Genomic DNA, 19195 nt, shown 5'->3' with positions numbered 1-19195 from the left:
GGGGTAATCAGGAGGCACGCGCGGGCAGCGCGCGCAGCACCGCGCGCACGGGGCTCGCGTCGAGCGTCGCGAACTTCAGCGGCAGTGCGATCAGTTCATAGTCGCCGGGCGGCACGTCGTCGAGCACGATGCCTTCGAGGATCGCCATCCGGTGCGCACGCACGCGGTGATGCGCATCCATCGTCTTCGATTCCTGCGGGTCGAGCGACGGCGTGTCGATGCCGATCAGCTTCACGCCATGCGCGGCGAGCAGGTCGATCGTTTCAGGCGCGACCGCGCAGAAGCCGGGGTCCCATTGCGCGATCGGCGCTTGCGCACAGGTGCGCAGCAGCACGCGCGGCGGCACGCCGTCGAGCATGGCCGCAACGTCGGCCGGCTGCACGACCGGCGATGCGCCGATGCAATGGATCACGCGGCACGGGCCGAGATAGGTGTCGAGCGGCACGGCGCCGATCGGCGCGCCGTCGGCGTCGTAGTGCAGCGGCGCGTCGCAGTGCGCGCCCGTGTGCGGCGACAGCGTCAGGCGCGCGACGTTGACCGGCGAGCCGGCCTCGATGCGCCACACGCGTTCGACGGAAACCGGTGTATCGCCCGGCCACACGGGGGTGGCGGGGCTGACAGGCGGCGAGATGTCCCAGAGTGTGTCCATGGCATGACGAAGCGGTGAGTCGATGCTTCGAATGATAGGTGGACGCTCGCAGAAAGTGCTTGCGAAATAAACATGGACAAACCGCCGGATTGGCAGATAATTCGACTCAGAGGGAAAACGGGGACCAAAAATGCACGCGATCACGCTCGATGCCACCGACTGCCGGATTCTGGCGGTACTGCAGGAAGAGGGCAGAATCAGCAATCTCGATCTGGCGGAACGGATTTCGCTTTCGCCATCCGCTTGCCTGCGCCGCATGCGCCTGCTCGAAGAGCAGGGCGTGATCGAGCACTACCGGGCGTGCCTGAGCCGCGAGAAGCTCGGCTTCGAGCTCGAGGCGTTCGTGCAGGTGTCGATGCGCAACGAAGAGAATCAATGGCACGAGCGCTTCGCGGAAGCGCTGCGCGAATGGCCGGAGGTGGTCGGCGCATTCGTCGTGACGGGCGAGAGCCACTATCTGCTGCGCGTGCTCGCGCACAACCTCAAGCACTATTCGGATTTCGTGCTGCACCGGCTCTACAAGGCGCCGGGCGTGATGGACATCCGTTCGAACATCGTGCTGCAGACGTTGAAGGACGAAGCCGGCGCGCCGGTCGGGCTGGCGCGCACGGGCGCGATCAAAGCGGTGTAAGGCCGTGGAAGCCGCCGCCGTGGAACACCAGTGGCGGCGTTTCGTCCGAAGCGGCGCGCACGCCGCAGCGTTCCACTTCGCCGACGAAGATCACGTGGTCGCCTTCGTCATAGCGGCTGCGGTTGTGGCATTCGAACCACGCGAGCGCGCCGTCGAGCACGGGCATCCCCGAGTTGCCGGCCACGTGCGCGATTCCTTCGAAGCGGTCGCCCTTGTAGGTCGAGAAGCGCTTGCACAGGTCGAGCTGCGACGCCGCAAGCACGTTCACCACGTAATGACTGTTGCCGCGAAACACGGGCGTCGACGCCGATTTGTGCGCGAGGCTCCACAGCACGAGCGGCGGATCGAGCGATACCGAGTTGAACGAGCTGGCGGTGATGCCGATCAGTTGCCCGGACGGCGCGCGCGTCGTGATCACCGTCACGCCCGTCGCGAACTGGCCGAGCGCCTGGCGGAAGGCGGCCGCGTCGAAATCCGGCGGGTTGGCGCGGCTCATCGGGCGGCCTTCCGGAACGAAACGGGCGGGCGCGGCGCGACGCGGGTGTGACGGGCGCGGCGGACGAAAGGCGACAAGGCGGTCGGTTGGGAAGTGGTGCGCATGGCCCGATTTTAGCGGAATCGGGGCCGCCGGGCCCGGCCGGACGGCGCATTGCGGGGATAGCGTGACGTAGCGAACACAGCGGCGCGATGCCGGGTTCACGATGCCGCGCGGCCGGCATGGCCGCTCTGTCGCGTTATTGTGCGGTGCGGTCGGCCCGTCCACCTGCCGATCCGCCGATCCGCCACGCGTGCCATCGATGTCCGCGCTATCGCGTCGCCGCCAGTCCGAGCGACAGCGCACCCGTCACGATCAGGCTCGATGCCCACACCGCGTCGAGATTGAACCAGCTCCGCGACACGAACCTCAGCCCGAGATAGCGGTACACGAGCCACGCGAGCCCGCCGCCGCCGGCGATCATCGCGGCCGCATGCACGGCCGCGACGACGAGCGCCATCCCGAGATGCGCATCGACGAGCGTGGCCGCCGCGCGGTGGCCGGCGTCCCTGTCGAGTCCGCAAAGCCCGAGGTAGATCGGCACCAGCATCAGCCCCGCGCCGTGCGCGATCGCGACCGCGAACGACCACAGGCCGAGCCGCGCCGGCGGGATCCGGGCGAGCGCGCGCGGATGCCGGCGCCGGATCAGCAGCACGGCGCCGAAGCCGATCACGAGCGCGCTCGCGCCGATCCGGATCGCCGACTGCCACGCGAGCAGCGCGGCGAGCAGCCCGAACGGCAGCATCACCGCGAATACCGCGAGCGCATGGCCGAGCGCGAGATAGCCGAGTGCCGCGACGAGCGCGCCGCCGCGGCGCGTCATCAGCGCGTTCGACACCGCGAGCGGCCAGCCCATCGCGGGATTGAGCCCGTGATACACGCCGCTCGCGAGCACCGCTGCCCACAGCGCGAACTGCGCGTGAAGTCCGGTGCTCAACGCTTGACCGACGGATAGCAGAACGAGTCGGTCGAGCAGTCGCCGCCTTCGAGCCGGATCTGGTGCGCGCGATAGCCGTCGGGGAACTCGACCCAGTAATCTTCGGCGAGCGTCAGCCCGCCGTCCGGCCCCGCGTGCGCGAGCACTTGCGCGGCCGGCACGCCGTCCGGATAGAACTGGTCGTCCCACGTCGAATAGAGCGAGTTGGTCCAGTACACGCGCCGGCCGTCGCGGCTGATCTCGACCATCTGCGGACCGCCCGCGAACGCGCGGCCGTTCGTGTGCGGCGCGCGGCGCACGATCCCGCCGATGCGCACCGACCCCGCGAGCACCGGGTTGTGCGGGTCCGACACGTCGTACTGGCGCATCTCGCCGGTGCCCCAGCACGACACGTAGAGGAAGCGATCGTCGAGCGACAGGTCGATGTCGGTCACGAGCGGCGGCACCGCGCCGAACGCTTTCAGCAGCGGCGGCAGTTCGTCGGCCGCGGCAGGCTCGGGCGGGATCGTCGCGGTCTTCTTCACATGGAACTTGCCGTCCTCGCGCCACCAGGTCCAGATCGAGCCTTCGAGATTCGTCGTGTCGACCACGACGCCGACGAATCCGTATTCGCGCACCGGATCGTGCGCGGGCCGCACCTCGAGCGCCATCTGGTGCTGCGCGCCGAGATCGATCGTCTGCACGTTGCGTCGTGCGCGCAGGTCCCAGAAATGCAGCCGGTGCCCGTATTTGTTCGCGAGCAGGTCCTCGGGCACGATGCCGTTCTCGAATTGCGGCGGCAGCGCCCATTCGCTCGACACCATGTAGTCGCGCGGCAGGTTCCACCAGAAGTCGTAGTGCTTGTCCTGCGGGCCGCGATCGATCTCCCAGCGGCCGAGCACGTCGAAGCTTTCGCAATCCATGATGAAGATGCCGGGCGCGCCGTCGGTGCCGTCCTTGCCCGCGCCGCCGAGCGTGCTTACGTAGATGCCCTCGGGGCCGCAGTGAACGGTGTGCGGCCGCGAATAACCGGTCTTCGCGAAGATCTCGTCGGGTTCGATGATCTTGTGGATGCGCGCCTGCGTCGGATGCGGCTTGGTGTCGATCACGTAGATGCGCGACGAGCGCAGGCCGGGGATGATCAGGAAGCGGCGTTCGAGAAACGCATGGCCGGTCAGCGGCGACAGCGAAGACGAACACGCATTCCAGCCGAAGTGGTGAAACTCGTCGCCCGTGTTCGGCATCGTCACCGTATGCACGATCTTTCCGTAGGTCGACGAGCCGGGCTTCACGTCGATCACGGCGAGTGCGTCGGGTCTGGAAAAATCGGGGCTCAGCAACAACGTATAGGCAAATTCTTCCGCCGGCGCCTGCATCGCAAGCTCCGGCGAAGCGTGAAACGTCGGGTCAGGCCGCATGCTCATGGTATTGCCCTCTCAGTGGTATCGGATCGCGGACGCACGGCCGTACGATGCGGGCGTGCGGGTCGGGGTTGCCGCGCGGCGCGAATCACGCCGGCGGGCGCGATCGGCAGGCGGATGCACGCGTCGGCGACACGTGCGGCGCCGTGCATCAGATCGTGAAAGCGGGTGAAGACGATGAACCGGATCGCGGCGCCCTGTGTGACACGAGCGCACGATATCGCGAAGGTGAAGTTGAAGCGTCGGCTCGCGACGTGGCGGCGACCGGGCCCGCGACGCGGGCGATGTCTGTCAAGACGTGCATATCGATGTTCCGGCAGATGATGGGTACATCAGGGGCGGGTGTGCATCGGGCGCTTTGCGTCGCCGGCCGGTTTTGCCGCCGCGCTCACGCGTGCCTAAGTGTAGTCGAGAAACGTGCGGCCGGGCCGCGCGCGGCACCTGTACGATCTGCCAGGTTCGCGCGCGAGTGAGATACTTGCCGAAGTGCCGCTGCGTCCCGCACCACGGACGCGCAGCGGCGAGACGGAACGGTGGCGCCGGCACATGCGTGCCGGCCGCTGTCATCAACGAGGGCTTGATTTCATGGTGAACGAAATGCTTGAAACCGCGACGTTGGGAGGCGGGTGTTTCTGGTGCACGGAGGCCGTGTTTCTCGACGTCGACGGCGTGACGGCCGTCCAGTCGGGCTACGCGGGCGGCCACACGCGCAATCCCGGCTATCGCGACATCTGCGAAGGCGACACGGGGCACGCGGAAGTCGTCAACGTGACGTTCGATCCGGCGCGCATCGGTTATCGCGAGATCCTCGAGATATTCTTCGCGACGCACGATCCGACCCAGTTGAACCGGCAGGGCAACGACGTCGGCACGCAGTACCGGTCGGTCGTGTTCACGCATTCGGATGCGCAGCGCGACACCGCGCTGGACGTGATCAGCGAGCTGGAGCGCGAGCAGGTGTTCGGGCAGCCGATCGTCACGCAGGTCGTGCCGCTCGACGGCAACTACTGGCCGGCCGAGGACTATCACCAGAACTATTACGCGCGTAACCCGGGGCAGGGCTACTGCTCGGTCGTGATCGGGCCGAAGCTCGCGAAATTCCGGCAGAAATTCTCGCACCGGCTGAAATCGCTGCGCGGCGGGTAAGCGCTTGACCGGCGCAAACCGGCGAAACCGACGTTAGGGCTCGTTCCCCTGTTTGGAAAAATGTATTCGTGGGGCCAGCGCAAGCCCGTTATTAGCGGGAACCGGCCCTAAGCCGCCTCGTTGCGCCACTGCGCGCACGCGGCGGCGATCTCGCGCGCGAGTGCGATGCACGACAGCGGCGCGGAGCCTTCCGCCTTGTTGTTGATCGTGATGATCACCGGCTGCCCGGCCAGCGCGTAGCGCGCGGCCAGTTCGGCGAGCGCCGAGCGCGTCGCCGGATCCTCGTCGACGAGCTTGTCGAACGGTTCGTACTTCGCTTTCGCCTGTTCGTACTTGAAGCCGCCGTGCAGGCTCCAGCGCACGATCAGCGGGCCCGGCGCGTCGCCGTCGAGCAGCGCGAGCGCGGCGGCCTGGCGCAGCGGGTCGGGCATCCGCGCGTGCAGGCCGACGCAGTAGCGCACGCCGAGCGCGGCGAGCGCACGGATGAAGCGCGGCGTGAGCAGGCTCGCGTCGCGGATCTCGATCGCGTAGCGCGGGCCGTCGGCTTCCGGCGGCAGCGGCGGCAGCGCCGCGAAGAACGCGGCGAGCCGGTCGATCAGCGCGGCCGGTTCGGCGAGCAGATGATCGGGCAGCGGCGAGAACTGGAACACGAGCACGCCGGCCTTCCGGCCGAGCCCTTCGAGGCACGGCTGCACGAATTCCCGGGTGGCGAGCTGCGCGTCGAGGAAGGTCGGGTTCGGCCCGGCCGGCTCGCCGCGCCGGCCGCGTACGACCGCGTCGGTCACCGAGGCCGGCGCCTTCACGACGAAGCGGAAATCGTCGGGCACCTGCTGCGCGTAGCGCAGGTAGTCGGCGACGGACAGCGGGCCGTAGAACGACCGGTCGAGACTCACGCTCTTCAATAGCGGATGTGCGCCGTACGCTTCGAGCCCTTCGCGCGACAGTTTCGTCTGCGCGAAATCGCCGTCGTAGACGATGCCGTTCCAGCCGGGGAAGTACCACGACGACGTGCCGAGCCGGACATTCGGCGGCAGGCCGGCCGCTGCGTCGGCGACGTCCGCCGCGATCGGCGCGGGCAGCACGCCGCGCCGGCGCCGGCCTTGCTTCGGCGGCGCGGCTGGCGGCGACGGTTCGTCCCACAGCAGGCCGGAGGCGGGCGGTGGTGCTTCGTCGGAGTCGGGAGGACTGGAGGTCGCACGGGCGGGCGGTGCCTGTCGTGCATCGTCATGCGGGTTCGAAGTCACGCGTTCACCGGCGTTTGCGGGAGGCGTGTCGTCTGCGGGCGGCGACGCGCGTGCGGCGTCCACCGGCACGCCGAACAGGTCGAATTGTCCGTCGGCGTGCGACCCGTCCGTGTCGTCGTGCTGCCGTCGTTCCGGTGGCGCCTTGCGCCGCGTCCTGCCGTCACCCATGCATGCCCAGCGTGAAGCGCCGCCTAGCGCGGCAGCGCGCGTTCGTACATATAGCGCCGCGACCAGGGCAGCGTTTTCGCGCTGCGTCCGGCCTTGCGGCACACGATCTGGAAGATCGACACGTCGTCGTGCTCGAACGCATACGCGCAGCCGGCGAGATACACGCGCCAGATGCGGAATTTTTCGTCGTCGACGAGTTTTCGCGCTTCCTCGGCCTTCGCCTCGAAGTTTTCCGTCCAGATTTCGAGCGTGCGCGCATAGTGCCGCCGCAGGCTTTCGACGTCAACCGCTTCCAGCCCGCCGCGCTGCGCGGCTTCGAGCGCGAGGCTGATGTGCGGCAGCTCGCCGTCCGGGAACACGTAGCGATCGATGAACTCGCCGCCGCCGAGCGCCGTTTCGCCGCTTTCCGCGTCGGTCGACGTGATCCCGTGGTTCATCGCGATGCCGTCGTCGGCGAGCAGTTCGCGCACCCGCGAGAAGTACAGCGGCAGGTTCTTGCGGCCGACGTGTTCGAACATCCCGACGCTCGTGATGCGGTCGAACTGGCCGTCGATCTCGCGGTAGTCCTGCAGGCGGATCTCGATCTTGTCTTCCAATCCCGCAGCCCTCACGCGCGCGGTCGCGAGGTCGTACTGGTTCTGCGACAGCGTCACGCCAAGACACGTCGCGCCGAACTTCTGCGCGGCGCGCAGCACGAGTGCACCCCAGCCGCAGCCGATGTCGAGCAGGCGCTGGCCCGGCTGCAACTGGATCTTCGTCAGGATGTGGTCGATCTTCTTGACCTGCGCGGTGGCAAGATCTTCGTCGCCGTTCTCGAAGTACGCGCACGAGTACACCATGTTCTCGTCGAGCCACAGCCTGTAGAACTCGTTCGAGACGTCGTAGTGATACTGGATCGCCTTCTTGTCGGTGTTCTTCGTGTGGCTGAAGTAGCGCTTCACGCGCGCGAGCTTGCTCGCGCTCGTCACCGTGCTGCGCGCGAGCGAGTAGCTGATGTTGATGATGTCCGACACCTTGCCCTCGATGTCGATCTTGCCTTTCACGTACGCCTCGCCGAGATTGTCGAGGCTCGGTTCGAGCAGCAGCGGCAACGCCGACGCGCTGTTCACCTTCAGCGTGACCTGCGGCGCGCTGAAAGTGCCGAAATCGAGTTGGTCGCCGTTCCACAGCACGAGGCGTGCCGGTATGTTCGCTTTCGCCCGTACTTCGTCCGCCCACTGTGCCAGCTTCTTTTCCCAGAACATTTGGAATCTCCGTTTGTTCGTTGAATCGAATACAGCCAAGTATCTTGACGGCGCCCGCCGCTTGCGACGCGGGCGCCCGGATGCAACACGAGACACGACCGGCGTGCGCCGGCGCCGCGCTTAGGGCGACAGGCGCGAGATCGTCCAGTCCGGCGACGTGTCGGCGTCGCGCGTATAGAGCAGGCGGTCGTGCAGCCGCGACGGGCGGCCCTGCCAGAACTCGATCGAGTCGGGTACGAGGCGGTAGCCGCCCCAGTGCGGCGGGCGCGGCGGATTGTCGCCGTAGCGTTCGCCGACTGCCTTTTCGCGCGCTTCGAGCGTCGCGCGGCTGTCGATCACGGCGCTCTGCTCGGACGCCCATGCACCGATGCGCGAGCCCAGCGGGCGCGACGCGAAATAGCGGTCGCTTTCTTCGGCGCTGGTTTTCTCGATCCGGCCTTCGATGCGCACCTGGCGCTCGAGCTCGATCCAGTAGAACAGCAGCGCCGCTTGCGGATGCGCGGCGAGGTCGCGTCCCTTGCGGCTTTCGTAATTGGTAAAGAAGACGAACCCGCGTTCGTCGACGCCCTTGATGAGCACGATCCGGGCCGAAGGCCGGCCGTCGGCGCCGACGGTTGCGAGCGTCATCGTGTTCGGCTCGGGCAGCTGGGCGGCGAGCGCCTCCTTGAACCAGCGGTCGAACTGGACGAAGGGGTCGTGGGCGGCATCGGCTTCGTCGAGCGAAGCACGTGAATAGTTGATGCGGAGATCGGCGAGAGTCGTCATGTTATGCAAACGCTTCAATCTGGGGCCAGTATAGCGAACGCGCGAGAATCGTGCGTGCACAGTGGCGCGTGCGAGCGGGGAGTTCAGGCAAAATAGAGGGCTGCTCGACTTACGTTTTCCTTGCTGCCATGTCTGCCGCCGATACTGCCCCGCCCAGTTCTTCTGATCTTACCCCGAGCCCGACAATCCAGCTTGACGTGGATCGGGAGCGGCGTTTCGGCGGCGTCGCGCGGCTGTACGGCGCGCCGGCGGCGGCCGCTTTCGAGCGTGCGCATGTCGCGGTGATCGGGATCGGCGGCGTCGGGTCGTGGACGGCCGAGGCGCTCGCGCGCAGCGCGATCGGCACGCTGACGCTGATCGATCTCGACAACGTCGCGGAAAGCAATACGAACCGGCAGATCCATGCGCTGGACGGCAATTACGGCAAGCCGAAGGTCGACGCGATGGCCGAGCGGATCGCGCTGATCGATCCCGCGTGCCGCGTGAACCGGATCGAGGATTTCGCCGAGCCCGACAACTTCGACGCGCTGCTCGGCGGCGGTTTCGACTACGTGATCGACGCGATCGACAGCGTGCGCACGAAGGTTGCGCTGATCGCGTGGTGCGTCGCGAAGCGGCAGCCGCTCGTCACGGTCGGCGGCGCGGGCGGGCAGCTCGACCCGACGCGCATCCGCATCGACGATCTCGCGCTGACGATCCAGGATCCATTGCTGTCGAAGGTGCGCGCGCAGTTGCGCAAGCAGCACGGCTTTCCGCGCGGGCCGAAGGCGCGTTTCAAGGTCAGCGCCGTGTATTCGGACGAGCCGCTGATCTATCCGGAAGCGGCCGCGTGCGACATCGAGGACGGCGCGGAGCCGTCCGCGGCCGCGCATGTCGCGGGGCTCAACTGTGCGGGATTCGGTTCGAGCGTGTGCGTGACCGCGAGCTTCGGTTTTGCGGCCGCCGCGCATGCGCTGCGCGCGATTGCGGCGCAAGCCGCCGGCTGAGCGGCGAAGCGCGGGCGTTGCTTCATGCTGCGGCGCGGCACACGCGCTGCCGGCGATACGGCGACCCGGCCGCGCCGTCGCGGCCCGGGCCCGCCGTTCGTCAGTTGAGCGCCATGCTCAGCTTGCGCCGCCACGCAGCGACGATATCGGGGCGGTCGCCGGCCAGTTCGAACACCGAGATCATCGTCCTGCGGCCGAGGTCGTCGCCGTACGCGCGGTCGCGCAGCACGATTTCCAGCAACTGCTCCAGCGCACTTTCATACGCACGCCGCGCGATCAGGCTCTGCGCGAGGTCGAAGCGCGCGTCGAGATCGCCCGGGTTCTCCGCGATGCGTGCTTCGAGCGCGTCGGTCGGCGGCAGGTCGGCGGTTGCGTCGAGCGCGTCGAAACGGGTCTTGATCGCCTGGTAGCGCGGATCGCCGCCTTCCACGATCTGCGGCGACAGCCGCTCGGCCTCGGCGCGCGCGACTTCGACCTGGTTGTGCGCGAGCAGCAGGTCGATCAGGTCGAGCCGCGCGTCGTCGAAGCCGGGGTTCAGCGCGAGCGCCGCTTCGAGGTGCGTGAGCGCGTCGTCGTAGCGCGATTCGGCCATCGCGTACTGCGCGGCGCGGCGTTCGGCTTCCTCGGGTGCCGGCAGCAGCCGGTCGAGGAACGCGCGCAACTGGCCTTCCGGCAGCACGCCGACGAACTGGTCGACCGGGCGCCCGTCGGCGAACGCGATCACGTGCGGGATGCTGCGCGTCTGGAAGTGCGCGGCGAGTTCCTGGTTCTCGTCGACGTTGACCTTCACGAGCTTCCAGCGGCCGTCGTAATCGGCTTCGAGTTTTTCGAGCAGCGGGCCCAGCGTCTTGCAGGGGCCGCACCACGGCGCCCAGAAGTCCACCAGCACGGGCGTGTCCAGCGACGCCTCGATGACGTCTTTCTCGAATGTGGCAAGCGTGGTGTCCATGTCGTTCTCTTCGGTTCGAATATCGTCAGGATGGGGGCAGCGCGCCCCTTTTTCAACGCGGCTTCGACTCGGGCAGCGGAATCCACTCGGTCTCGCCCGGCACCTTGCCCATTTCCTGGCGCGTCCAGGCTTCCTTTGCGCGCGCGATCGCGTCGCGGCTGCTGGCGACGAAATTCCATTCGATGAAGCGCTCGCCGTCGATCTTGTCGCCGCCGAGCAGCATCGCGCGCGCGCCGCCGGCGCTCGTCAGCGTGACCGTTGCGCCCGGCGCGAGCACGGCCATCTGCTCGGCCGGAACCGGCGTGCCGTCGATCGCGAGATCGCCGTCGACCACGTAGACCGCGCGCTCCTCGTGCGACGCATCGAGTTCGATGCGGCTGCCGGCCGCGAATGCGGCCGCGACATACAGCGTGCGCGAGAACGTCGTGACCGGCGAGCGCAGCCCGAATGCGTCGCCGGCGATCACCGTCAGCGACACGCCGTCTTCGTCGCGCTGCGGCAGCGTGTCGGCCGCATGGTGCTCGAACGACGGCTCGGTGGTTTCGTGCGCGCGCGGCAGCGCGACCCAGGTCTGGATCCCGTGCACGGTGTGGCCGTTTGCGCGCTGCGCGTCGGGCGTGCGTTCGGAATGGACGATCCCGCGGCCGGCCGTCATCCAGTTCACGTCGCCCGGCACGATTTCCTGCTGCGAGCCGAGGCTGTCGCGGTGCAGGATCGCGCCGTCGAACAGGTAGGTGACGGTCGCAAGCCCGATATGCGGATGCGGGCGCACGTCGAGCCCCGTGCCGGCCGGCAGCGTGGCGGGCCCCATGTGATCGAAGAAGATGAACGGGCCGACGAGGCGCGCGGCGAGCGCGGGCAGCGTGCGGCGCACCTGCTGGTTGCCGATGTCGCGCACGTGCGGCTTCAGCAGGGCTTTGATCGAGGCGGTCATGGCGGGTCCTGTGGGGCGGCGGGGGATCCCGGTCATTGTACTGGCCGCCCGCCGACGATTCCATGCGCGCTGCGCGGGTATCGGGCCCTGCGGCGAAACCCGGTAGACTGACGCGCTTCTGAAGAAAACGCCGGGCCGCCCCAGGTTTTCTTGACCCCCTCGGGGGCCCTGGCGCGAAGCGACAGGGTGGGGGTGCCTTGTACATCGATTCGACAATCGAGGAGACGCCGATGATGGCCCCGAAGGACTTGCTGCTCGCGCTGGTCGTGATCCTGGCGTGGGGCGTGAACTTCGTCGTGATCAAGGTTGGCCTGCACGGGATGCCGCCGATGCTGCTCGGCGCGCTGCGCTTCACGCTCGCGGCCGTGCCCGCGGTGTTCTTCGTGCGCCGGCCGCAGATTTCGTGGCGCCTGCTGGTGCTGTACGGCGCGACGATCCAGCTCGGCCAGTTCGTGTTCCTGTTCACCGGCATGTACGTCGGCATGCCGGCCGGCCTCGCATCGCTCGTGCTGCAGTCGCAGGCGTTCTTCACGCTCGTGTTCGCGATGCTGTTCCTCGGCGAGCGGCTGCGCGTGCAGAACCTGGTCGGGCTCGCGATCGCCGCGGGCGGGCTCGTCGTGATCGCGGCGCAGGGCGGCCGCGCGATGACGATCGCGGGTTTCCTGCTGACGATCTGCTCGGCCGCGATGTGGGCGGTCGGCAACATCGTCACGAAGAAGGTCGGGAAAGCGAACCTCGTGTCGCTCGTCGTGTGGGCGAGCCTCGTGCCGCCCGTGCCGTTTTTCCTGCTGTCGCTGTGGTTCGAAGGGCCGCAGCGGATCGCGACCGCGCTCGCCGGGCTGAACGGTGCGTCGATCTTCGCGGTCGTCTATCTCGCGTTCGTCGCGACGCTGCTCGGCTACGGGCTGTGGAGCCGCCTGCTGTCGCGCTACCCGGCCGCGCAGGTCGCGCAGTTCTCGCTGCTGGTGCCGATCGTCGGCCTCGCGTCGTCGGCGCTGCTGCTCGACGAGCACCTGACGCGCGCGCAACTGATCGGCACGGCGCTCGTGATGGGAGGGCTCGCGGTGAACGTGTTCGGCGGGAAACTGATGCGCCGCGTCGCGGTGTCGTGACGCGCCGGCACGCGCTGCGTGCCGGCGGCGGGGCGGGGTGGCCGGGTACGGCCGTCAGGCCATCCGGTTCTTCGCGAGCGGCGGATTCGCGGCGAAATAACGCTTGATGCCGCGGAAGATCGCGTCGGCCATCTGGTCGCGATAGCTGTCGTCGTTGAGCCGGCTCTCTTCTTCCGGGTTGCTGATGAACGCGGTTTCGACGAGGATCGACGGGATGTCGGGCGCCTTCAGCACCGCGAACCCGGCCTGCTCGACCGAGCCCTTGTGCAGCTTGTTGATGCCGCCCACTTCCTTCAGCACGTAGTTGCCGTAGCGCAGCGAATCGCGGATCTGCGCGGTCGTCGACATGTCGAACAGCGCGCGGTTCACGGCCGCGTCGGCCGTCTTGATGTTGATGCCGCCGATCAGGTCGGACGAATTTTCCTTGTTGGCCATCCAGCGCGCCGCGGCGCTCGTCGCGCCGTGGTCGGACAGCGCGAACACCGATGAGCCGCGCGCGGACGGCGTCGTGAACGCATCCGCGTGGATCGACACGAAGAGATCGGCGCCGACGCGGCGCGCCTTCTGCACGCGCACGTTCAGCGGCACGAAGAAGTCGGCGTCGCGCGTCATCATCGCGCGCATGTTCGGCGCACCGTCGATCTTCGCGCGCAGCTTCTTCGCGATGTCGAGCGCGATGTGCTTCTCGTACGTGCCGCCGCCGCCGATCGCGCCCGGATCCTCGCCGCCGTGGCCCGGATCGATCGCGACCGTCAGCAGGCGCACGGTGCCGCCCTTGCCGGATTTCGGCGCGGTGAACTTGTAGGTGTCGCCGTCGTCGTCGCTGTCGTCGCGGCGTGCGATGACGGGCGGCGGCTTGACGGCCGGCTTCGCGGGCGTCGAAGGCGTGGCCGCGGCGGGCGGCGCGTGCGGCGTGGCCGGCGTGTTCTGCGCGAAGCGCTGGAAGAATGCGTCGCTGTTGTCGTTGCCCGCGACGGGCGGCGTGGCCGGCCCGTTCAGCGCGCTCGGCGGCTGCATCTGCTGCGCACGTGCCGTGTCGTTGAGCGCCTGTTCCTTGCGTTCCGTCTGCGCGATCAGGTCGGTCAGCGGATCGGGCGCGACGGCCGGATACAGGTCGAACACGAGCCGGTACTTGTAGGTGCCGACCGGCGGCAGCGTGAACACCTGCGGCTTCACCGAGCCTTTCAGGTCGAACACCATCCGCACGACGTGCGGCTGATACTGGCCGACGCGCACCGACTGGATCTGCGGATCGTTCGGCGCGATCTTCGACACGAGGTCGCGCAGCGCCTGGTCGAGATCGAGGCCGTTCAGGTCGACGACGAGACGGTCGGGACCCTGCAGCAGCTGTTGGCTATTCTGCAGCGGCTGGTCGGATTCGATCGTGACGCGCGTGTAATCGCGCGCGGGCCACACGCGCACGCCGAGCACCGACGATGCATGCGCGAGCCGCGGTGCGACGAGACCGAGCACCAACGTCGACGCGCCCGCGCACAGGATCTGGCGGCGCCGCCAGTTATGCGTCGCGGTGGCCGCCGATTCGATCGAGCGGAACGGTTTGATCAACATCTTTCGAGACATGCCTTTCCTGAAGCGCTGTACGCCCGGACGGTGAGGGCACGGCCATCGCCATCCACGTCGAGCGAGAAAACCAGATCGGGCACGCCGAGCAGTGCACCCGCCTGTTGCGGCCATTCGACGAGGCAGATCGCGCTGGAATTGAAATACTCGCGAAAGCCTGCGTCGGACCATTCGGCCGGATCGTTGAATCGATACAGATCGAAGTGATAGACCTCGAGTTCCCCATCGTCGCGTTCGAGCGCGTACGGCTCGACGAGCGTGTAGGTCGGGCTGCGCACGCGTCCTGTGTGGCCGAGGCCGCGCAGGATCGCGCGCACGAGGCTCGTCTTGCCCGCGCCGAGATCGCCGACCAGCTGGATCTGCAGCCCGTCGAACGCGTGCGCGCGGGCGAGATCGAGGCGCGCCGCATCGAGCGCGTGCGCGAAGCGCGTGCCGAAGGCCTCGGTCGCCGCCTCGTCGGCGAGCGCGATCACGCGCTCCGCGAACGGGGCAGGCAGCATGACGGCATGAGGCGTATGGGACGTGGCTGGCATTCTCGTAAAATAGTGCGATGAACCGATTACCGGAACTCGCCGCATCCGACAGGCCTTCGACTCGTGCCGAAGGCGCGGCGCCGTGCGCGCTCGACGATGCGGCCTTGACTGCGCTCGCCGCGCGCATCAGGGCGTGGGGGCGCGAATTGGGTTTCGGGGCGATCGGCATCAGCGATACCGATCTCTCGGATGCCGAAGCAGGCCTCGCCGCCTGGCTGGAAGCCGGATACCACGGCGAAATGGATTATATGGCGAAACATGGGACGAAACGCGCGCGGCCGGCCGAACTTGTGGCCGGTACGCGACGCGTGATTTCCGTGCGGCTCGCCTACCTGCCGGCCGAAACGCTCGCCGCCGGCGCGCCCGACGGCGGGCCCGGCGCGCTCGCGCCGCACGACTGGCGCGCACGCGAACGGGCCCGGCTCGACGATCCGCAGGCGGCCGTCGTGTCGATCTATGCGCGCGGCCGCGATTATCACAAGGTGCTGCGCAACCGGCTGCAGACGCTCGCGGAGCGCATCGAGCGCGAGATCGGCGCGTTCGGCTACCGCGTGTTCACCGACTCGGCGCCCGTGCTCGAAGTCGAGCTCGCGCAGAAGGCGGGCGTCGGCTGGCGCGGCAAGCACACGCTGCTGCTGCAGCGCGATGCGGGCTCGCTGTTCTTCCTCGGCGAGATCTACGTCGACCTGCCGCTGCCGACCGACGCGCACACGTCGCCCGACATCGCGCCCGAGACGCCGGGCGCACACTGCGGCAGTTGCACGCGCTGCATCGACGCGTGTCCGACCGGCGCGATCGTCGAGCCGTACCGCGTCGACGCGCGCCGCTGCATCTCGTACCTGACGATCGAACTGAAAGGCAGCATTCCGGAGCCGCTGCGGCCGATGATCGGCAATCGCGTGTACGGCTGCGACGACTGCCAGCTCGTGTGCCCGTGGAACAAGTTCGCGCAGGCTGCGCCGGTGGCCGATTTCGACGTGCGGCACGGCCTCGACCGCGCGACGCTCGTCGAACTGTTCGGGTGGGACGCGGAAACGTTCGATACGCGGATGCAGGGCAGCGCAATCCGGCGCATCGGCTACGAAAGCTGGCTGCGCAATCTCGCGGTCGGGCTCGGCAATGCGCTGCGCGCGAGCGCGGACCGGCTTGCGCCACAGGCGCGCGACGCGATCGTCGCCGCGTTGCGCGCGCGGGCCGACGATCCGTCGCCGGTCGTGCGCGAGCATGTCGAATGGGCGCTGCGTGCCGCGTGAAGGCGGCGTAAAGTGTCGTCGGCGCGCGGCGGTGCCGCGCGCATCCATCGCTCAGGAGAGGGCAATGTTCAATGCAGTCATCGACGCGCCGTTCGGCAAGGTCGGCATCCGCACGGATGCCGCGGTGGTGCGCGAGATCGTCTATCTGCCCGAATCGGTGAAGTCGGTCGATCCGGATTCGCCGCTCGCGGAGCGCGCAGTCAAGCAGATCGAACGTTATTTCGAGCGCGCGTCGGCGCGTTTCGACCTGCCGCTCGCCGAAGTCGGCAGCGCGTTCCAGCACCGCGTGTGGGACGTGATCAGCGATATCCCGCCCGGCACGGTGCTGACCTACGGCCAGGTTGCAAAGCGGATCGGCAGCGCGCCGCGCGCGGTCGGCCAGGCGTGCGGCGCGAACTACTTCCCGCTCGTGATCCCGTGCCATCGCGTCGTCGCGGCGGGCGGCCTCGGCGGCTTCGCGAACCACGACGACAACGGTTATTACCAGAAGGTGAAGCGCTGGCTGCTGGCGCATGAGGGCGTGCCGTACCGATGAGCGAACCGCTGATGTCCCCCGAAGCCGACGGCGATGCCGCCGCGGCATCGCCCGCGCTGCTCGCAAGCCGCGCGTCGATCGACGTGTTCTGCGATGCGCTGTGGCTCGAGCACGGGCTCGCGCGCAACACGCTCGACGCGTACCGGCGCGATCTGGTGCTGTTTTCCCAATGGCTGGCCGCGACGCACGACGCGCCGCTCGATTCGGCCGACGAGGCGATGGTGACGGGCTACATCGCCGCGCGCAGCGACGGCAAGGCGACGTCGTCGAACCGGCGGCTGTCGGTGTTCCGTCGCTATTACGGGTGGGCCGTGCGCGAGCATCGCGCGAGCGCCGACCCGACGCTGCGGATCACGTCCGCGAAACAGGCGGCGCGGTTTCCGTCGACGCTGTCGGAGGCACAGGTCGAGGCGCTGCTCGGCGCGCCCGACATCGGCACGCCGCTCGGCCTGCGTGATCGCACCATGCTCGAGCTGATGTATGCGAGCGGGCTGCGCGTGAGCGAGCTCGTGACGCTGAAGACCGTCGAGGTCGGCCTCAACGAGGGTGTCGTGCGCGTGATGGGCAAGGGCTCGAAGGAGCGGCTCGTGCCGTTCGGCGAAGTCGCGCACGGCTGGATCGAGCGCTACCTGCGCGACGCGCGGCCGGCGCTGCTCGGCGCGCGTGCGGCCGATGCGCTGTTCGTGACTACGCGCGGCGACGGGATGACGCGCCAGCAGTTCTGGAACATCATCAAGCGCCACGCACAGCACGCCGACGTGCGCGCGCACCTGTCGCCGCATACGCTGCGGCATGCGTTCGCGACGCACCTGCTGAACCACGGCGCCGATCTGCGCGTCGTGCAGCTGCTGCTCGGCCACAGCGACATCTCGACCACGCAGATCTACACGCACGTCGCGCGCGAGCGGTTGAAGACGCTGCACGCGCAACACCACCCGCGCGGTTAGCGCGAATCCGGCAAGGCACGGCGCTGCACAGCGCCGTGCCGGCCGGCGTCAGACCAGCTCGCGGAGCTTGTGCTTCAGCACCTTGCCGGTCGACGCGGCCGGCAGCGCGTCGAGCACGCGGATGTGAGCAGGGCGTTTGTAGGGCGCCAACCGCTCCGCGCACCATGCGTGCAACGCCGCTTCGTTCGCCGCCGCGCCGGGCACCAGCTCGACGAACGCGAGCACTTCCTCGTTGCCTTCGACCGCGCGGCCGATGACGGCGGCCTGCACGACGTCCGGATGCGCGTTCAGCACCTGCTCGACTTCGACCGGATACACGTTGAAGCCGGACCGGATGATCAGTTCCTTGCTGCGGCCCGCGATCGTCACCGCGCCGTCCGCCTCCTGCCGCGCGAGATCGCCGGTGCGCAGCCAGCCGTCCGGCGATACGGCCGCGCGCGTCGCATCCGCGTTGCGGTAGTAGCCGAGCATCACGTTCGGCCCGCGCACGCGAATCTCGCCGACTTCGCCCGGCGGCACGTCGGTGCCGTCCGGCGCGACGATCCGCATGTCGACGCCCGGAATCGGCACGCCGACCGAACTGTCGGCGCGCGGCGCGTCGAGCGGCGTCTGCGTGATCGTCGGACTGCTTTCGGTCATTCCGTAGCCGTTGTGCAGCGGCACGCCGTACGTGCGCTCGACGCGCGCCTTCAGGTTCGCATCGAGCGGCGAGCCGCCCGAATACGCGAAGCGCAGGCGCGGCGCGTGCCATGCGTGGCCGTGCGTGTGCAGGTGTTCGAGCAGCTTCGCGTGCATCGCGGGCACGCCCTGGAAGATCGTGACGCCTTCGTCGGCGAGCGCGACGCGCACGGCCTCCGGCGCAAAGCGCGGCGCGAGCCGTAGCGTCGCGCCTGCATACAGGCTGCCGAGGCAGACCGACGCGAGCCCGTACACGTGCGACACCGGCAGCACCGTGTAGACGACGTCGTCCGGCGACACGCGGCGCAGCGTGCTCGACGTCGCCGCGATGAACAGCAGGTTGCGGTGCGACAGCATCACGCCCTTCGGCGCGCCGGTCGTGCCGGTCGTGTAGATCAGCGCCGCGCATTGCGCGGCACCGTCGGCGGCCACCGGTTCGGCAGGCGCGCTCGCGTCGACGCGATACGACCATGCGCCGATGTCGACCGGCAGCGCGCCGGCGGGCGTTGCGCCGAGCCGCGTCGCGTGGGCACGTGCGTCGGGCGATGCATCCGTCGCGAACGCGATCAGCTTCGGACCCGCGTGCGCGGCGATCGCATCGAGTTCGCCGGCCGACAGCCGCGCGTTCGACACGAGCGCCCACGCGTCGAGGCGGGCGACCGCGAACAGCAGCACGATCTGCGCGACGCAGTTTTCCGCGACGATCATCACGCGGTCGCCGCCTTGCACGCCGAGGCTCGCGAGCCGCGCGGCGGCCGCATCGACGGCCTGCGACAAGTCGCCGTACGACAGGCGGCGCGCGTCTTCGATCAGCGCCGGATGCGCGGGCGCCTGCGCGGCCCAGCGCGCGGGCACGTCGGCGATTCGGCCGGGCAGCGCGGCCAGCAGCGCATCGACGTCGAGCGGCTCGGATGAACGGATGGTCGAGGGCATGGCGTCTCCAGAAAAGGGGCGGGCGGCGGCGTGAC

Annotated in this window: 19 protein-coding genes; 7 read left to right on the top strand and 12 right to left on the bottom strand. The window is 68.6% G+C overall.

Annotation, left to right across the window (positions count from 1 at the left end):
* Positions 1-7 precede the first annotated feature (7 nt).
* On the bottom strand, positions 8-649 hold the full coding sequence (gene kynB / locus LXM88_RS18970; protein WP_262536059.1) for an arylformamidase: 642 nt from the start codon (positions 647-649) through the stop codon (positions 8-10).
* A 130-nt stretch (positions 650-779) separates the two neighbouring features.
* Between kynB and LXM88_RS18965 the strand changes: the two genes are divergently transcribed.
* The gene (locus LXM88_RS18965) at positions 780-1280 is read left to right on the top strand and encodes an Lrp/AsnC family transcriptional regulator (RefSeq protein WP_262536057.1); all 501 of its coding nucleotides are present in this window, start codon (positions 780-782) and stop codon (positions 1278-1280) included.
* On the opposite strand, the gene LXM88_RS18960 is transcribed toward LXM88_RS18965, so the two are convergent.
* The 3 genes from LXM88_RS18960 to LXM88_RS18950 all read right to left on the bottom strand — a co-directional run bounded on the left by LXM88_RS18960 (position 1267) and on the right by LXM88_RS18950 (position 4155).
* Positions 1267-1776, bottom strand: coding sequence for a flavin reductase family protein (locus LXM88_RS18960; RefSeq protein WP_034178871.1), 510 nt, complete (start codon positions 1774-1776; stop codon positions 1267-1269). The two genes, LXM88_RS18965 and LXM88_RS18960, sit on opposite strands and share 14 nt — an antisense overlap.
* Before the next feature lie 310 nt (positions 1777-2086).
* Positions 2087-2752, bottom strand: coding sequence for a hypothetical protein (locus LXM88_RS18955; RefSeq protein WP_262536054.1), 666 nt, complete (start codon positions 2750-2752; stop codon positions 2087-2089).
* Positions 2749-4155, bottom strand: coding sequence for a selenium-binding family protein (locus LXM88_RS18950; RefSeq protein WP_262536053.1), 1407 nt, complete (start codon positions 4153-4155; stop codon positions 2749-2751). The genes LXM88_RS18955 and LXM88_RS18950 overlap by 4 nt, the downstream gene beginning before the upstream one ends.
* Before the next feature lie 582 nt (positions 4156-4737).
* Here LXM88_RS18950 and msrA point away from each other — a divergent pair.
* On the top strand, positions 4738-5298 hold the full coding sequence (msrA, locus tag LXM88_RS18945; RefSeq protein ID WP_262536052.1) for a peptide-methionine (S)-S-oxide reductase MsrA: 561 nt from the start codon (positions 4738-4740) through the stop codon (positions 5296-5298).
* A 107-nt stretch (positions 5299-5405) separates the two neighbouring features.
* Here msrA and LXM88_RS18940 read toward each other — a convergent pair whose 3' ends face one another.
* The 3 genes from LXM88_RS18940 to pdxH all read right to left on the bottom strand — a co-directional run bounded on the left by LXM88_RS18940 (position 5406) and on the right by pdxH (position 8719).
* Positions 5406-6710, bottom strand: coding sequence for a DUF72 domain-containing protein (locus LXM88_RS18940; protein WP_262536051.1), 1305 nt, complete (start codon positions 6708-6710; stop codon positions 5406-5408).
* A 23-nt stretch (positions 6711-6733) separates the two neighbouring features.
* Positions 6734-7954 carry an SAM-dependent methyltransferase gene (locus tag LXM88_RS18935; protein WP_262536050.1) on the bottom strand — a complete coding sequence of 407 codons (1221 nt, stop codon included), beginning with the start codon at positions 7952-7954 and terminating at the stop codon, positions 6734-6736.
* Between the two features lie 120 nt (positions 7955-8074).
* Complete coding sequence (gene pdxH, locus LXM88_RS18930) at positions 8075-8719, bottom strand: pyridoxamine 5'-phosphate oxidase (protein WP_262536049.1); 645 nt, start codon at positions 8717-8719, stop codon at positions 8075-8077.
* A gap of 128 nt (positions 8720-8847) precedes the next feature.
* Between pdxH and tcdA the strand changes: the two genes are divergently transcribed.
* Complete coding sequence (tcdA, locus tag LXM88_RS18925) at positions 8848-9705, top strand: tRNA cyclic N6-threonylcarbamoyladenosine(37) synthase TcdA (RefSeq protein ID WP_262536048.1); 858 nt, start codon at positions 8848-8850, stop codon at positions 9703-9705.
* Between the two features lie 100 nt (positions 9706-9805).
* Here the strand turns inward: tcdA and trxA are convergent, their stop codons facing one another.
* Together trxA and LXM88_RS18915 are read right to left on the bottom strand one after the other, a co-directional pair.
* A complete protein-coding gene (trxA, locus tag LXM88_RS18920) occupies positions 9806-10654 on the bottom strand; it encodes a thioredoxin (protein WP_262536046.1) in 849 nt (282 codons plus the stop codon).
* A gap of 52 nt (positions 10655-10706) precedes the next feature.
* Positions 10707-11588 (bottom strand): pirin family protein, encoded by an 882-nt coding sequence (locus LXM88_RS18915; protein ID WP_262536044.1) that lies wholly within the window; start codon positions 11586-11588, stop codon positions 10707-10709.
* A 233-nt stretch (positions 11589-11821) separates the two neighbouring features.
* Here LXM88_RS18915 and LXM88_RS18910 point away from each other — a divergent pair, with 233 nt between their 5' ends.
* Positions 11822-12700: an EamA family transporter gene (locus tag LXM88_RS18910; protein WP_262542876.1), complete on the top strand. Its 879-nt coding sequence runs from the start codon at positions 11822-11824 to the stop codon at positions 12698-12700.
* 54 nt (positions 12701-12754) lie between these two features.
* Here LXM88_RS18910 and LXM88_RS18905 read toward each other — a convergent pair whose 3' ends face one another.
* Together LXM88_RS18905 and tsaE are read right to left on the bottom strand one after the other, a co-directional pair.
* Complete coding sequence (locus LXM88_RS18905; RefSeq protein ID WP_262536042.1) at positions 12755-14281, bottom strand: N-acetylmuramoyl-L-alanine amidase; 1527 nt, start codon at positions 14279-14281, stop codon at positions 12755-12757.
* Positions 14263-14814, bottom strand: coding sequence for a tRNA (adenosine(37)-N6)-threonylcarbamoyltransferase complex ATPase subunit type 1 TsaE (tsaE, locus tag LXM88_RS18900; RefSeq protein WP_262536040.1), 552 nt, complete (start codon positions 14812-14814; stop codon positions 14263-14265). Before tsaE ends, LXM88_RS18905 begins: the two co-directional genes overlap by 19 nt.
* Positions 14815-14831: 17 nt before the next feature.
* Here tsaE and queG point away from each other — a divergent pair, with 17 nt between their 5' ends.
* From queG to xerD, 3 genes are all read left to right on the top strand, one after another.
* Positions 14832-16067: a tRNA epoxyqueuosine(34) reductase QueG gene (gene queG, locus LXM88_RS18895; RefSeq protein WP_262536039.1), complete on the top strand. Its 1236-nt coding sequence runs from the start codon at positions 14832-14834 to the stop codon at positions 16065-16067.
* Between the two features lie 64 nt (positions 16068-16131).
* A complete protein-coding gene (locus tag LXM88_RS18890; RefSeq protein ID WP_262536038.1) occupies positions 16132-16602 on the top strand; it encodes a methylated-DNA--[protein]-cysteine S-methyltransferase in 471 nt (156 codons plus the stop codon).
* Entirely contained in the window at positions 16599-17549 is a 951-nt protein-coding gene (gene xerD, locus LXM88_RS18885; RefSeq protein WP_262536037.1) for a site-specific tyrosine recombinase XerD, read from the top strand. Before LXM88_RS18890 ends, xerD begins: the two co-directional genes overlap by 4 nt.
* Positions 17550-17597: 48 nt before the next feature.
* Here xerD and LXM88_RS18880 read toward each other — a convergent pair whose 3' ends face one another.
* Positions 17598-19160 carry a class I adenylate-forming enzyme family protein gene (locus LXM88_RS18880; protein WP_262536035.1) on the bottom strand — a complete coding sequence of 521 codons (1563 nt, stop codon included), beginning with the start codon at positions 19158-19160 and terminating at the stop codon, positions 17598-17600.
* Positions 19161-19195 lie beyond the last annotated feature (35 nt).

The organism is Burkholderia sp. S-53 (assembly GCF_025560745.1).
Taxonomy (GTDB): domain Bacteria; phylum Pseudomonadota; class Gammaproteobacteria; order Burkholderiales; family Burkholderiaceae; genus Burkholderia; species Burkholderia pyrrocinia.
This window is presented reverse-complemented; position numbering and strand designations above follow the sequence as displayed.